Annotated in this window: 10 protein-coding genes, 2 tRNA genes and 3 pseudogenes; 11 read left to right on the top strand and 4 right to left on the bottom strand. The window is 39.8% G+C overall.

The window, feature by feature from the left end:
- The first annotated feature begins 8 nt into the window (after positions 1 to 8).
- The 5 genes and pseudogenes from DXA54_RS21230 to DXA54_RS21210 all read left to right on the top strand — a co-directional run bounded on the left by DXA54_RS21230 (position 9) and on the right by DXA54_RS21210 (position 5,281).
- A complete protein-coding gene (locus DXA54_RS21230) occupies positions 9 to 1,574 on the top strand; it encodes an STM4011 family radical SAM protein (protein WP_120080636.1) in 1,566 nt (521 codons plus the stop codon).
- Between the two features lie 237 nt (positions 1,575 to 1,811).
- Complete coding sequence (locus DXA54_RS21225; protein ID WP_008648610.1) at positions 1,812 to 3,176, top strand: MATE family efflux transporter; 1,365 nt, start codon at positions 1,812 to 1,814, stop codon at positions 3,174 to 3,176.
- Positions 3,177 to 3,216: 40 nt separating this feature from the next.
- Positions 3,217 to 3,764 (top strand): annotated as a pseudogene (locus tag DXA54_RS21220) (Crp/Fnr family transcriptional regulator).
- A gap of 123 nt (positions 3,765 to 3,887) precedes the next feature.
- A complete protein-coding gene (locus tag DXA54_RS21215; RefSeq protein ID WP_120080620.1) occupies positions 3,888 to 4,766 on the top strand; it encodes a helix-turn-helix domain-containing protein in 879 nt (292 codons plus the stop codon).
- Between the two features lie 92 nt (positions 4,767 to 4,858).
- Positions 4,859 to 5,281: a pyridoxamine 5'-phosphate oxidase family protein gene (locus tag DXA54_RS21210; protein ID WP_004309698.1), complete on the top strand. Its 423-nt coding sequence runs from the start codon at positions 4,859 to 4,861 to the stop codon at positions 5,279 to 5,281.
- A 189-nt stretch (positions 5,282 to 5,470) separates the two neighbouring features.
- Here DXA54_RS21210 and DXA54_RS21205 read toward each other — a convergent pair whose 3' ends face one another.
- Together DXA54_RS21205 and DXA54_RS21200 are read right to left on the bottom strand one after the other, a co-directional pair.
- Positions 5,471 to 6,091 carry a TetR/AcrR family transcriptional regulator gene (locus tag DXA54_RS21205; protein ID WP_004304037.1) on the bottom strand — a complete coding sequence of 207 codons (621 nt, stop codon included), beginning with the start codon at positions 6,089 to 6,091 and terminating at the stop codon, positions 5,471 to 5,473.
- A gap of 4 nt (positions 6,092 to 6,095) precedes the next feature.
- The gene (locus DXA54_RS21200; protein ID WP_004311436.1) at positions 6,096 to 10,307 is read right to left on the bottom strand and encodes an acyl-CoA dehydratase activase; all 4,212 of its coding nucleotides are present in this window, start codon (positions 10,305 to 10,307) and stop codon (positions 6,096 to 6,098) included.
- 831 nt (positions 10,308 to 11,138) lie between these two features.
- On the opposite strand from DXA54_RS21200, the pseudogene DXA54_RS21195 reads away from it, so the two are divergent.
- The 6 genes and pseudogenes from DXA54_RS21195 to DXA54_RS21170 form a co-directional block, all read left to right on the top strand.
- Positions 11,139 to 11,507, top strand: a pseudogene (locus DXA54_RS21195) (putative quinol monooxygenase); the annotation flags it as partial.
- Positions 11,508 to 11,518: 11 nt separating this feature from the next.
- Positions 11,519 to 12,346, top strand: coding sequence for a carboxymuconolactone decarboxylase family protein (locus tag DXA54_RS21190; RefSeq protein ID WP_004304034.1), 828 nt, complete (start codon positions 11,519 to 11,521; stop codon positions 12,344 to 12,346).
- 55 nt (positions 12,347 to 12,401) lie between these two features.
- Positions 12,402 to 12,476, top strand: a pseudogene (locus DXA54_RS28600) (sugar O-acetyltransferase); the annotation flags it as partial.
- A gap of 98 nt (positions 12,477 to 12,574) precedes the next feature.
- Positions 12,575 to 13,138 (top strand): flavodoxin, encoded by a 564-nt coding sequence (locus DXA54_RS21180; RefSeq protein ID WP_004311507.1) that lies wholly within the window; start codon positions 12,575 to 12,577, stop codon positions 13,136 to 13,138.
- Between the two features lie 105 nt (positions 13,139 to 13,243).
- Positions 13,244 to 13,822, top strand: a complete 579-nt coding sequence (locus DXA54_RS21175) for a Crp/Fnr family transcriptional regulator (RefSeq protein WP_004311506.1) — start codon at positions 13,244 to 13,246, stop codon at positions 13,820 to 13,822.
- 64 nt (positions 13,823 to 13,886) lie between these two features.
- Positions 13,887 to 14,309, top strand: coding sequence for a GNAT family N-acetyltransferase (locus DXA54_RS21170; protein WP_004311505.1), 423 nt, complete (start codon positions 13,887 to 13,889; stop codon positions 14,307 to 14,309).
- 217 nt (positions 14,310 to 14,526) lie between these two features.
- Here the strand turns inward: DXA54_RS21170 and DXA54_RS21165 are convergent.
- Both DXA54_RS21165 and DXA54_RS21160 read right to left on the bottom strand, forming a co-directional pair.
- Positions 14,527 to 14,600 (bottom strand) — tRNA-Asp (locus DXA54_RS21165).
- Positions 14,601 to 14,655: 55 nt separating this feature from the next.
- Positions 14,656 to 14,729 (bottom strand) — tRNA-Asp (locus tag DXA54_RS21160).
- Positions 14,730 to 14,929 lie beyond the last annotated feature (200 nt).

Below are 14,929 nucleotides of genomic sequence, written 5' to 3'. Positions count from 1 at the left end.
AAATAGAAATGGAAAACGAAGGCTCTTTACTTTCCTTCAGGCGTATATATTATCGCGGCAAATTGAATAGTTGCAACTATACCTGTTCTTATTGCCCTTTCGGCAAGAAGTCGCATCTGGCAGATACGACCCAGGATGAACAGGCATGGAATCGTTTTATAGCAGCTATTGAACAATGGAAAGGGGAGCCGTTGCAGTTATTTATTATTCCTTACGGTGAAGCATTGATCCATCGTTATTATCGGAAAGGAATGATGCATTTGGCAGCATTGCCACAGGTGGCTGGAATTTCCTGTCAGACTAACCTTTCTTTTCCGGCTAAACACTGGCTTGATGAGATTCGTGTGACTCCCACTATGATAAGTAAGATAAGGCTCTGGGCCAGTTTTCATCCAGAGATGACTTCGGTAGAGAAATTTGCACATCAGATTCATATACTCCATCATGCGGGAATACAGGTATGTGTCGGAGCGGTAGGAAATCCCTCTGCAAAGGCCGTACTCAATGATTTACGGAATACTCTTTTGCCGGATATTTATTTATTCATTAATGCTATGCAAGGGTTAAGGACACCATTAAGTCAGGAAGATATTCAGTTTTTCAGTCAACTGGATAATCTTTTCGAGTATGACTTGAAGAATGCTCCGGCACAATGGGAAGTTTGCGCAGGAGGAAGGAATAATTGTTTTATCGATTGGAAAGGGGATATGTATGTTTGTCCCCGAAGCCGGGTGAAGATTGGTAATTTTTATCAAGGTGATGGAGCTGTTGTGCCGCTATCTTGCGAGAGGAAGGTTTGTGATTGTTATATTGCGTTTAGTAACCTGAACAATCACCCTTTACATCGAATCATGGGAGAAGAGGCGTTCTGGCGAATACCTGACAAGCCACTTATTACGACTGTTTTCTTCGATGTGGATGGAACACTGACTGATTCACAGGGAAAAGTTCCTGAAAGTTATGCTAACGCTTTGCGATATATGGCACAGTCCGTTTCCTTATATCTTGCCACTTCTCTGTCGATGGAGCAGGCGAAGAAAAAGCTGGGAAAGGCTCTTTTCGATTTATTCAGGGGAGGAGTGTTTGCAGATGGAGGTTTATTATCTTATTCGCGGCAGATTAAGTGTTTGCCGGTGAAAGTATATCCGGAGATATATGGAGAATCGTCAAAAGTTACTATTCATAGTTATGAAGGAGTGGTTTACAAGTATAGTATATTGGTACGTGATAAAGAACAGAGAGAATCTATTCTTACCCGGTTGAAAGAAAATCCCTGCCAGGTCTTTCATAAAGCTCCGCTGATAACAGTCATTCATCCTGAAGCGAGTAAAAAAGAGGGGGTGCTTCAGTTATGTAAGGCTTTGGGTTTAGCTTCTGAACACACTTTAGTTGTAGGAAATTCGTTAAAGGACTGGCCGATGATGTCCGTGGTTTCTCATTCTTGTGCCGTAATGAATGCGGAACCCTTATTAAAAGAACGCGCACGTTATACGCTGAATCCGGATCGGTTGGCAGCTTTCTTTCGTTTTTCTAACGGAGATCCTATAGATCAAACCTCGTCTGATAATAGTTGATATATAGCTAGTTACATCTCCATAAGAAAATAAAAACCGGTTAAAATTTGGTAATTATGAAAACAAAGCCCATATTTGCAGCCCTGAAATAGGGACAGGCATAAAAATCCTCATCGGAGGGTGCTATAATAATAATTATAGTGCTGGATAAGATGAATGGTGCAAATCATTCGCTTGTCCGGCACTTTTTTTATGTTGTAACAAAATAAGATAAAGAGGAAAAGTATCGAAGAAACTATGAAAGAGTTAGATTTGACACAAGGAAGCGTACCGAAGGTATTGTTGCAGTTTGCAGTACCTTTTTTAATTGCTAATGTACTTCAGGCACTTTATGGCGGGGCTGACCTTTTCGTTGTCGGACAATATGATGATTCGGCAAGTGTGGCAGCCGTAGCTATTGGTAGTCAGGTGATGCAGACAATAACAGGTATTATTCTGGGTATTACTACCGGGACAACAGTGCTGATTGCTATTGCTACCGGAGCCAAAGACAATCGGAAAGTAGCTTTTACTATCGGATCTTCCGTATGGTTGTTTTCAATAACCGGCGTAGTGCTAACTTTGGTCATGGTACTTTTTCATGGTCGGATAGCAGAACTGATGCATACTCCCGTAGAAGCTATGGCAGATACGAAAAGCTATATTTTGGTATGCTCTCTGGGTATTCTGTTTATAGTGGGATATAATGTTGTATGTGGTATTTTGCGTGGACTGGGTGATTCTAAAACACCACTTTATTTTGTTGGGCTGGCATGTGTGATAAATATAGTGCTCGATTTTATATTGGTCGGTTATTTCCATTGGGGGGCTACGGGAGCGGCTATCGCTACTGTAACTGCACAAGGAGTCAGCTTTGGAATAGCGCTCTGGTTCTTATACCGGCACGGATTCCATTTTGACTTTTCACGGAAAGATATTCGATTGAACCGGAATCTGTCTAAAAAGATCTTGGTGTTGGGAGCACCTATTGCTTTGCAGGATGCTTTAATCAATGTTTCTTTTCTGATTATCACTGTCATTGTCAATCAGATGGGAGTCATTGCATCTGCTTCTTTGGGTGTTGTTGAGAAAATCATCGTGTTTGCTATGCTGCCTCCGATGGCTATATCATCGGCTGTGGCAACCATGACTGCACAGAATTATGGAGCGGGACTTATCAAGAGAATGAATAAATGTCTGGCTTCGGGGATTGGGATTGCTCTTGTTTTTGGTGTGTCGGTTTGCGTGTATTCGCAATTCCTGCCGGAGACTCTTACTGCTTTCTTTACGAAAGATGCTGCTGTGGTGGCAATGGCGGCAGATTATTTGCGAGGGTATAGCATCGACTGCATCGTGGTTAGTTTCGTGTTCTGCATTAATTCTTATTTCAGCGGACAAGGAAACTCGTTATTCCCGATGATTCACAGTCTGATAGCCACTTTCCTGTTCCGTATACCGTTGTCATACTGGTTCAGCCAGATAGATAGCTCGTCGCTGTTTATCATGGGATTTGCTCCACCCATTTCAACGGTCGTTTCATTATTGATTTGTATCTGGTATTTACGATATACCCAAAGGAAATTATATTTGAGAGGCACAATGATGCCTGCTATGTCGAATTAGGTGTTTTTAAGTGACATATATTAACTAAAATCTATTTTGTATGGAAGCTTATTTGAAGAAACTCTGTTTTGAGTATCAGGTGGATGAAAGAGAAGTGAAAGAGCTGTTGGCTCGAATGGAAATGGTGTATCTGGATAAAGGAGAAACGATTGCTTCTGCCACATTGCCAGAACAGAGCTTGTACATTATTGTTTCCGGTATTTTGCATACATATACCACTCATGAAGGAGAAGAGAGAACCAATCGGTTTTTCTCTGCGGGTGATGCTGTGTTATGCTATAATTCAAGTCAGTATTCTATCAAGACACTGACGAAATGTGCTGCTTATTACATCAGTGAAGAGGAGATTGAAGAGTTGTGTGCATCTTCAATTTCATTTGCGAATCTGGTCCGTCAACTGATGGAGTATCAGTTTTACTTTAAAGAGGAAGAGGATATGAATGCCCGCAAGCTGACAGTAAGGGAAAGGTACCTCTCTTTATTGGCGGAAATTCCGGATATTCTGTACAGGGTGCCATTGAAGCACATTAATCATTACTTGGGGCAGATGTGACCAGTTTGGGATATCTGGCCGGAAGTTCTAAATAGGAAATATAACCTAGACATATTTTTCTATGTATTCCTTATCAGATGGTTCATGGCTTATTCAATCGAATCGAATTTGAAAAGTCTTTGGATTATTTGGTAAGGAATACTATTTTTGTATTCTGAATGAAAAACTCAATACCTCGATATACTTTTTATAAGCATAAGTATGGGAGTGAACTTTTGGTCGATGTAGTAGAACTGAAGTATGTGAAGAAGTTCCTGGCTAAAAGTGCTGTCCACACTCTAAATTATTATGATATTACTTTTATAACAGAAGGTAAGGGAGCTTTTTCAGTCGATAACCAAACCTATGAAGCAATTCCTCGTGACGTTCTTTTCTCTAAACCGGGGGAAATCCGGAACTGGGATACTCATCATATCACCAATGGGTATGCTCTGATTTTCGAAGAAGAATTTTTGTCTTTCCTCTTTAAAGATTCTTTGTTTGTACAGCATCTTTCGTTTTTTCAGATAGAAAGTTCTTCATCGCTACTACATTTGTCTGATGAGCTTTATACACGCATACTTGAAACCTTGCATGATATAAAGATGGAGATTGATTCGTATCAACAGGGCGATGTACACGTTTTGAGAGCATTGCTTTATGAAGTCCTGATGTTGCTGGACCGTGCTTACCTTAAAATGACTTCGATAGAGGAGGGCAGAAGTAGGGAAGTTTCCAATAATCATGTAAGTAAATTCATGAATTTGGTTGCTACACATGCAAAAGAGCAACATTCGGTTCAATATTATGCGGATAAGCTCTGCATTACTCCTAATTATCTGAATGAGATGATAACCTCGACCATGGGAATCAGCGCAAAACAATATATTCAGAGCAAGGTGATGGAAGAGGCTAAGAGGCTGCTTGTTTATACGGACTTTCCTATAGCTGATATTGCATTTGAACTCTGTTTTTCAACGGTTTCTTATTTTATCCGTAGCTTCCGGCAGCATACGAGAGAAACTCCGTTATTGTATCGTAAAGTACACAAACCGTAAAAAGTGCTATTTCTACCTTTCTTTTTATTGCATTGCTTTCCTGGCATTTCTCTACTTTCGCATCAGATAATAAACCAATAATAAAAAGTAAAATGATGAGAGACGCGGAAAAAACAGTAGGCAACATGATTGATAAGCTGAAAACAGCTTTTATCGGTTCGATAGACGGTGAAGGATTTCCTACCATCAAAGCAATGCTGCAACCCAGAAAAAGAAAGGGGATAAAAACTATTTATCTGACAACAAATACTTCGTCCATGCGTGTGGCGCAATACCGTGAGAACAACCATGCGTGTATCTACTTCTGTGATACGAGATTCTTTAGAGGTGTCATGCTACGCGGTACGATGGATGTCTTGACGGATAGTGCCAGTAAAGAGATGATCTGGCAGGAGGGAGATACCATGTATTATCCGGAGGGAGTGACGGATCCCGATTACTGTGTATTGAAGTTTACTGCTATTTCAGGACGTTTCTATAGTAATTTTAAATCGGAAGATTTTGTGGTCGAATAAGGTGCAAGATGGGGTGATTGGAATGGTAATAACGGAGTGTGTCAAAACGCAGATTAACGCAAATTATCGCAGAAATAATTTTATAAGTCGTTGATTAATATATCAATATAATTGGAATAATCTGCGATAATTTGCGTTAATCTGCGTTTTATTATTCATTATGACACACCTCCTTATATAGTATCTATACTATTCCTCATAACACAATAAGTTCTGCAATTGGTTGATGATGTTTTGTTTCCATTCTTGCAGGAAGTCAGCAAAAGCGGCTTCATCTTCCAAGAATAAAGATACTATCAGGTTCTTGGCAAGAAATGGATAGCTCAATAGGCTGTAGACAGTCAGAAATACAATATGTATCGGAACCTTTTTAAGTTTACCGTCTTCCATTGCTGTCAGTATACTGTCTTTCACTTGGGATAAAGCATCTCCGAACTGAAGTTCTTTTGCAGTGGCAAGCAAGTGGTTTACATCACGCTGTATTTCTCCGCAAATGAATCTGGGAAGACAGGGATTACTTGTGAAAAGCTCAATATACTCATCCAGAATCATGCTTAGTCGCTCCATAAATGGGATATCCTGTTTTACTATATCCTGTATTTTCGGCATTAAAGACATGACTATCGAGCCGAACACGGCTTTGAACATCTTATCTTTGGTTCTGAAATAATAATGTAAAGTGGGCCGGTTGATTCCTACCGTTGCAGCAATATCACTCATGCTGGTCTCCACAAATCCTTTTTCTATAAAAAGTTGTTGGGCAGTTTTTATTATTTGCTGCTCTAAATCGCTATGTTCCGTTGTAGCCATAATTTTAGTTGTTTATGTTGTCAATAAAAAGTAATAATCTGTTTGTTATGTTCACATCGCTGACGCTACTGTCAAAGTCTAAAGATAGTATATTCATTTGAGGGCACAGCGATTTTATACGTTTTTCTATTCCTTTTTCTACAATGTGATTGGCAATGCATCCGAAAGGTTGCAAGCTAATGACATGATTGACTCCTTGGGAAGCAAAGGATAGTATTTCACCGGATATCAGCCAACCCTCTCCAAACTGGGTGCCCGGGGAGATGACTTGTTTAGCTTTTTCTGCCTTTTCAAAGATTGATTCGAACGGCGTGAAGTAATTGAAATTTTTGCCGATTTCATTCACTTTATTAATCTGCTTCTGGACTTTCTTGTATAACCAGTCGATAACAAAGTCGGGAGTGAGTTTTCGCTGCAAGTGTTGGTTCTGTCTCACTTTCAGGTTGACAAATCCCTGCATGAAGAAATCACTTATCAGTGGCGGAATCACTTCGATCTTCTGGTTGATGAGCCATGAGGTGACGTCCTTTTGAGCAAAAGGGTTGAACTTCAGGAATATTTCTCCAACAATACCTACTTTGTGACAGGATCTCTGTTCACAGATTTTGTTGAAGTCTCTGGCAGCGAGATATAAGTAACTCAACAAGTCCTCCGGTTTATTTTTCTGGATGATGGGCTGTGCTGTATCCAGATAAAGATCGCGCAGACGGGCGGCCTGTCCCCGTTCTTTCTCACGAACGACGGCTGCATAATAGAATTTAGCGATACAATCACTGTATAACACAGACGCAAGTATGATTGGCAAAACCTTGAGCCAGTTTACTTTAAAACCGGATTGCTCATTTTCAATACCACTGCCGAAAGCAAGTGATACCACCGGTGTATTGGTGTATCCATTCTCAATCAATGCCTTTTTTATCAGTGAAATATAGTTGCTGGCACGACATTGTCCACCGGTTTGTGTGATGGCAACGCACGTATTGGCAGGATCATAACGTCCGCTTTTAAAGGCTTTTACTATGTCGCCGACAATCAATGTTGCCGGATAACATACCTCATTATTGGAGTATTTCAATCCCCAGTCGCAAGATGCGGTGTCGCTCAACGGTAACGTTTCCATTTCATATCCGGCCACTTTCATGATGGATGGAATGAGTGGTGAAATGAAAGGCGTAAAGAATGGAGCGAGGATTTTCTTCTTTTTGTCTTTCTTGGTGAAAGGAGCAGTTGAAACAAATGGCTCGGGATCTTTCGCTTGAGAATGTTTCAAACTGAAATTCAAGCTTTCCACCAACGAGCGGACTCGTAATTTGATGGAGCCGATATTATTAACATCGTCTATCTTGAGCAAAGTAAGATTCTTGCCGTATCGTTTCAGCAAGTTACGTACTTCATCTATAAGGAAAGCATCCGGACCGCAGCCAAAAGAAGTCATCTGCATATATTGTATGTCACCCTCTTGCATTGCCGCCCACTTGGTTGCTTTCAGAATACGGTTGGTAAATGCCCATTGAGAGAGGTAATGAGTCTTTTCCAATGAAATCTCCTGCTGGCGGACAATATCATCAGTTATCACATAAACTCCCATCGCAGCAATCATGTCCGAAACCTTGTGCTGTATCAGTGGATCGCTATGGTAAGGGCGTCCGGCGAGTAAGATAATCAGTTTGTGTTTTTCCCGTCCCTCGTTCAGAACTTCCTGATTATAGGCAGCAATTTTTTCTTCGAAAGCATATTGTTCCTGTAATGCGCGTGAGAAGGCATTTTTGCATACCTCATCCCTGATACCCAAAGATTTCAGATATTCATAGCATTGTTTATACAGCAATGCTTCATCTTTGAAGGTGATAGTCGGAGCATCTATCGGTATATTCTCTTCCTGTACACTTTTGATGACTTCCGAATAACCGGAAACGATGGGGCAATTATAGCTGTTTTGCTGTTGCTTATCCTTTTTCTCGAAAACAACGAACGGCATAAATATCCGGTTGACGTTTTGCAGTGTCAGGTTACGGATATGACTGTGCACAAGTTTGGCAGGGAAGCAGATGTTATCAGACATCACCATGCCGGCAGCAGTCTCGTATTTGCTGAATGTAGAGGGGGCCGACAACTGTACCTGAATGCCGCAAGCAGTAAATAAGGTATGCCAGAAAGGGTATTCCTCATACATATTCAGAATACGTGGAATGCCTATGGTAAATAGGGGTTGTGGAATGTCTGCGCTCCGGTCGAATAATAATTCCAGCTTTTTATCATACGTATTGATGCCTTTGTCCGCATGGCTTCCTTTATTGGAAAATACCTTTTCACATCGGTTGCCGGAGAAGTAATGGTTGTCATTGTTGAACGTATATCGCATAATGGCGCACTGGTTCTCGCACCCCCGGCATTGAAGTTGCTTGGAAGTATATTGCGCCCATTGGAGCATCTCGTTCAGCTCCGTCACCCGGGCATTTTCGATTTGTTTGGCATATAGGGCACAACCAAGAGCACCCATCAATTCAGGACAGTTACTGCGGAAGGTTTGTTTCCCGGTCAGCTTTTCCAGACTTCGTACGATGGAATCATTACGCATGGTTCCTCCCTGCACGACAATATGGTCGCCAAGTATCTCCGTGTCTTTTAATTGCAGAACCTTATACAGGCAGTTTTTAACAACGGAATAAGATAATCCGGCAGCTATATCCGCTACGGACGCTCCTTCCCGAAGTACCTGTTTTACTTTGGAGTTCATGAAGACTGTGCAACGTGTACCCAGATCACATGGTGCTTGCGAAAAACAAGCTGCTTTGGCAAAGTCCTCCACACTGTAATCCAGCGATTGCGCAAATGTGCTGATAAAAGAACCGCAACCGGAGGAACAGGCTTCATTGATTTCGATTCTGTTGATTACTCCGTCGTTCACAAAGATGGCTTTCATATCCTGCCCTCCAATATCCAGGATAAAAGAAACTTCTTTGCTGATATGTTTGGCAGCAGCATAATGAGCGATGGTTTCAATGATTCCCGCATCCATGTGGAAAGCCGCTTTTATCAGATCTTCTCCGTAACCGGTAGAACATCCTCCTTTTATGCGCAGGGTAGTTCCTCGTCTCCGGCATTCTTCATATAGTTTCTGCAAGCCGTTCTCTACTGTTTTTATAGGGTTTCCGTTGTTGTCGTGATAATAGGAGTAAAGGATACGATGATTGTTGTCGAGTACTACGATTTTGGTGGTAGTAGAGCCGGAGTCTATGCCGATAGTTGCTTCCTGTAATCCGGGACGCAGACTGGCATATTGAATTTTATACTGGTCTTTTTCTTTTTTCCATGACCGATATTCTTCCTCACTGTCGAATATAGGAGAAAGATCACTCTGGAAAGGTGAGGTAACACTTAGTTTGTTTTCTATTACCTGTATCAGGTTGGAGAGATGAATACTTTCTTCATTGTTCTCTGCCAATGCTGCTCCCCAGGCAGGGATCAGATTTCCTTTTTCCGGTAATATGAAATCTGTATCTTGTGACAGATTCAGATAGTTGGCAAATGCTTTTCGAAGGGCCGGAATAAAAGTCAATGGGCCACCGCAGAGTAATACCGGAGCTACGATATTGCAACCGCGTGCAAGTGTGACAGTGGTCTGTACGGCTACTGCATGGAAAATGGAAGCTGCTATATTTTCTTTAGATATATTTTTGGCTATCAGATTCTGTATGTCCGTTTTGCAGAATACTCCGCAGCGTGAAGCGATAGAGTATACCTGATTGGAACGAAGTGCTAGTTCATTCAATTCGTCGATGGAGACTCCAAGCAGAATAGCCATCTGGTCAATGAAAGCCCCGGTTCCGCCGGCGCAATTTCCATTCATGCGCAGGTCTGTAGCCTGTCCGTCCTGAAAGAAAACAACTTTCGCATCTTCTCCTCCAATATCGATCATAGTGGCTGTGTGCGGATGCTCCCGGCACACATAGTTTGTTGCAGCTACAACCTCTTGCACAAACGGCAGAGAGCATTTCTCTGAAATTCCCATTCCAACAGAGCCCGTAATGTGGAAAGATAAAGGAATATCACCCAACTGTTCCTTTATTTGATAAAGAAATCCGAGTAAACATTCTTGTATTTTTGCCTGATGCCTTTTGTATCCGGAAAACAAGACTGTAGTTCCATCTTTATCCAATACTACCATCTTAGTGGTAGTAGAGCCTATATCTAAACCCACTTTATATACATTCATATACCAAATATCTTAAATTAGACCTCGTGTTTGACATCTGTGTCAGATGCAAATGTATGTAAAAATATGGTAGATACGGCAAATCGTAATTGAAGTTTTTGATTTAATTAACGAATTGGGAAAAAAGAAAGATGGAATGTGAGGGAGGAAAACGATCGTGTAAAAAAAGACGTAAATGAATAATTGTGTATTTATATTACTTGTTGGGTTGTAGTAGATCTTTTATGGTGAATCTTAGAAATCTTGTTTACTCTATTTTTGACAAAAGGTAACGTGGCTTTTAATAAACCCGGATTCTGTTTATAATAAACTTTTTGATAGTTTTAGTAAAACGGTATTCGAGTTTATTATAAACTATTGTAGAACAGTTCTAGGATCAGACGAGAGATTTTAAGCTGAATTATAAACAAAATGGGGCAATAATCATTCGACTATTGCCCCATATCGTATAGGAGTGGTATTGTAAAATACCAGGTTATTTATGATTTATGTATGATTATTTCTTTCTATTTTCATGTTGTTTATACTTTTTCTTTTCTCAAAGATACAACATAAAAAGTCATTTGTCAAGAGTCTGATGAGAAAAGTAGCTTATCGGTCTCAAAACAGATGAATAACTTTACTTCTAATATCTGATTTTTATTCGGCTTTATTACAGAATCGGGGATTTGGGTACAAAAATCCGTAATTGATATACAATTCCATTCGTTTTATCGCAGTAAATTTGCAATCAGAAGTTTAACAATGAAAAGATAGAAGATGATGATAAAAACAATTCTAAGTGTTTTGTCTTTATTCGTTATGTTATCATGCAGTATGACAGGGAAAAAGGATATAAAACAGCAGCCTGGTATGTGCGCCAAATTACCTATGGCGGCTGACGGTATTGTGCGGCTATCGAAAATCGAGGTTTATCCGGAGTATCTTGAAGAATATATGAAATATGCGACCGAAGTGGGTGAAGTCTCCTTGCGTACTGAACCGGGAGTGCTGACTATGTATGCCGTCAGCGAAAAAGAGAATCCTGGCAGGATAACTATTCTTGAAACTTACGCGAGTCAGGAGGCTTATAAATCTCATATTGCATCGGAGCATTTTCAAAAGTACAAGCAAGGAACGCTGCACATGGTTAAGACTCTCGTACTCTCTGACCAAATGCCGCTTAACCCCGCAAATTGCATTAATAACTTCATTCAATAAACGAAATGATTATGAATAAACTCCTTTTATTTTCAGTATTTAGTATTTTAACACTCAATGTTATGGCACAAGAAAAGATAGTACAGACGGCAGGACGCGACCAGTTAGGAACGTTTGCCCCCAAGTTTGCGGAACTTAATGACGATGTTCTCTTTGGAGAAGTTTGGAGCCGCACTGACAAACTCGGTCTGCGTGACCGCAGTTTAGTAACCATTACCTCCCTTATCAGTATGGGAATCACGGACAATTCGCTCGTTTATCATCTTCAGTCGGCGAAGAAGAACGGCATCACCCGCACGGAGATCGCAGAGATTATCACTCATATAGGTTTCTATGCAGGTTGGCCGAAAGCGTGGGCAGCGTTCAATTTGGCAAAAGGAGTATGGTCTGAAGATATTGTTGGTGAGGATGCCAAAACAGCTTTCCAGCGTGAGATGATTTTCCCTATTGGCGAACCCAATACAGCCTATGCACAGTATTTTATTGGTAACAGTTATCTTGCTCCGGTTTCGCGCGAGCAGGTGAATATCTCTAACGTTACTTTTGAACCACGTTGCCGCAATAACTGGCATATTCACCGTGCAACGAAAGGTGGCGGACAGATGCTTATCGGTGTAGCCGGTCGAGGCTGGTATCAGGAAGAAGGTAAACCGGCGGTAGAGATTCTGCCTGGTACGGTTATCCATATTCCTGCCAATGTGAAACACTGGCACGGAGCTGCTGCCGACAGTTGGTTTGCTCATCTGGCTTTCGAAGTTTCCGGTGAAAACACTTCCAATGAGTGGCTTGAGCCGGTCACAGATGACGAGTATAACAAACTCGAACAGACTAAACGATGATTTTTGCTAATCCTGCTTTATCTTTTGAAAGGAAATAATATGACTACCGAGGAATTTTAAGGAATATGTAAAGACGCGCAAAGCGCTTAATACAGAAGAAATACATCGTTTGATGGACGATATGGGCAATTATCAAAGTAATGGAAGAATGAAAACGCCTGTGGGGTTACTCCATCGTGATAATGTCTAAACTAATTAATGATAAGAAATATTTAAAATCAAAATAAAATGAAACAGATTATATTCATATTTATGAGTCTCCTTTGCTTTAGCTGCTCATCAAAAGCGCAGAATCAGACAGCGGATACTAATGTACAGTCCGATAAGAAAATCCTGGTTGCCTATTTCTCTTGTACTGGAACTACAGAAAAAGCCGCCGATGCCATTGCAAAAACGGTTGGCGGCAAACTTTATCAGATAACTCCCGCTACAGCCTATACCTCGGCAGATCTCGACTGGAACAACAAGAGTAGCCGTAGTTCAATTGAAATGACGACTGAAAATTCACGTCCAGAATTGGGGGGAGAAGCGCTTAATCTGAAAGATTACGACGTGATATTCCTTGGTTACCCGATATGGTGGAATTTATGTCCGCGTCCGGTCAATACATTCCTTGAGAAATATGATTTCTCCGGTAAAACCGTTATTCCATTTGCTACTTCCGGAGGAAGCTCAATAACTAATAGTGTAAAACAACTCAAGAAACTTTATCCAAAAATCGTATGGGGAGAAAGCCGATTGTTGAACGGAAGTGTCAAGCAGGCCGGAGACTGGGCGAAAGGAGTAATATAAAAATGGCTACTGAAAATATATTCACTAAATATGAGAAGTTAAATAGGGCGGAAGTAATAGTGAATATATTAAATGAGTAAGTATATTACGAATCATATTTAGATTATGCTTTTAGAAAAACTACTTAAAGAATTTAATTTTAGTACTAATATTTTTAATTGGGAGGAGTTTAAGTTATTCGACCAATATTTTGAACGAATATTAGTTAGTAAAGGTACATTTTTGATTAAGGAAGGAGAAACAGAGAGGTATAGTTATTTCGTTTTTGATGGAATATTACGTTGTTGGCTTTTAAATCATAACGGGGAAGAACAAACTTTCTGGTTTTGTAAAGAGGGTACATTTTCAATGTCAAACATATCTTTTACATTACAAACTAGGTCTGCATTTAATGTGCAAACAATTGTAGATAGTGTTATTTACCGAATAGACAAGAAGCAAGTAAATGAACTATATACCGCTATCCCTAAAGTAAAAACTGTATTTGAAGATTTAAATGCTATATTGTTGAATAAACTTTTGAAAAGAAATATCGACTTGATTAAATATTCTCCTGAACAGTATTATCTACAGATGATGGAAGAATATGGTATTACATTAAACTATATACCATTAAAAGATATAGCTTCTTATTTGGGTATCACACAGCAAGCACTAAGCAGAATCCGTAAACGTATTTTTTAACTTGGGTTCAGTGTTTTGAATGTATAAGTAACGAACTTTGCGGCTTTAAATTGCAATTACAAGTATGATTAGAAAAATTAAAGTTACGGATTATCCACGTTTGATGGAAATTTGGGAAAGTGCAGTATTGAGTACACATGATTTTCTTAAAGAGGAAGATTTTCTATATTATAAGGAACGACTTCCGGTATATTTTCAGTATGTTAATCTATTCGGATTTGAACAAGAGGGAATCTTAATCGGATTTATGGGAATTGCAGAAGGAAATCTTGAAATGTTATTTATTGACAATAAGTATCGAGGCGCAGGAATCGGAAAAAAATTAATAACTTATGCCATAGATAATTTGCAAGTAACTAAAGTTGATGTGAATGAGCAAAATGTTCAAGCTGTCGGTTTTTATGAATATATGGGTTTTAACATATATAAAAGGTCGAATTTGGACGGAGAAGGTAAGGAATATCCTATTTTACACATGCAGTTGTAGTCTCTGTTCAATTATAAACAGATGCTTAGTATAGGTACCTTTAATTGAAGATGAATGTTACATTTGAATAAAATGATTGGTTAAAAAATCATTGTAGAGTTTGAATGGGCACATCTATCGCCTACTTAAACTCTGTTTTAAATGAAGTGAAGAAAAAGAAAAAAGCTCTGAATTTCTTGAATTTCAGAGCTTTGCTTTAATTTACTATTTGCTTTCGCGGTGCGTACGGGACTCGAACCCGTGACCCCATGCGTGACAGGCATGTATTCTAACCAACTGAACTAACGCACCAAATTTTAATTGGATTAACTCATTTATATTTCTCTCTGCTTCTTAGTGAAAGAAGCGGTGCGTACGGGACTCGAACCCGTGACCCCATGCGTGACAGGCATGTATTCTAACCAACTGAACTAACGCACCAGAATTTCAATTTATTAATCTGCATCTCTCTCGATTGCGGGTGCAAAGGTAGTTGTTTTTTGTAAACCTGCAAGCGTTTTGAGAAAAGTTTTTTTCAAGAAAAAACAAGAAAAATGCTTAGTGTCTCATTTTGAGTACTTTTGTAATGAAAAAAAGGCAACTATACCTTGTTTACATTAATATTTAAAAAATTCACGTTT

This window comes from Bacteroides sp. OF03-11BH (genome assembly GCF_003604005.1).
Lineage (GTDB): Bacteria > Bacteroidota > Bacteroidia > Bacteroidales > Bacteroidaceae > Bacteroides > Bacteroides ovatus.
The sequence above is the reverse complement of the archived record's forward strand: the minus strand, read 5'-3'. Positions and strand labels throughout refer to the sequence as shown.

Bases quoted from the DNA above. Each gene is read 5' to 3' on its own strand.
- DXA54_RS21230 (WP_120080636.1), top strand. From the start codon at position 9: ATGGAAAACGAAGGCTCTTTACTTTCCTTCAGGCGTATATATTATCGC.
- DXA54_RS21225 (WP_008648610.1), top strand. From the start codon at position 1,812: ATGAAAGAGTTAGATTTGACACAAGGAAGCGTACCGAAGGTATTGTTG.
- DXA54_RS21215 (WP_120080620.1), top strand. From the start codon at position 3,888: ATGAAAAACTCAATACCTCGATATACTTTTTATAAGCATAAGTATGGG.
- DXA54_RS21210 (WP_004309698.1), top strand. From the start codon at position 4,859: ATGATGAGAGACGCGGAAAAAACAGTAGGCAACATGATTGATAAGCTG.
- DXA54_RS21205 (WP_004304037.1), bottom strand. From the start codon at position 6,091: ATGGCTACAACGGAACATAGCGATTTAGAGCAGCAAATAATAAAAACT.
- DXA54_RS21200 (WP_004311436.1), bottom strand. From the start codon at position 10,307: ATGAATGTATATAAAGTGGGTTTAGATATAGGCTCTACTACCACTAAG.
- DXA54_RS21190 (WP_004304034.1), top strand. From the start codon at position 11,519: ATGAATAAACTCCTTTTATTTTCAGTATTTAGTATTTTAACACTCAAT.
- DXA54_RS21180 (WP_004311507.1), top strand. From the start codon at position 12,575: ATGAAACAGATTATATTCATATTTATGAGTCTCCTTTGCTTTAGCTGC.
- DXA54_RS21175 (WP_004311506.1), top strand. From the start codon at position 13,244: ATGCTTTTAGAAAAACTACTTAAAGAATTTAATTTTAGTACTAATATT.
- DXA54_RS21170 (WP_004311505.1), top strand. From the start codon at position 13,887: ATGATTAGAAAAATTAAAGTTACGGATTATCCACGTTTGATGGAAATT.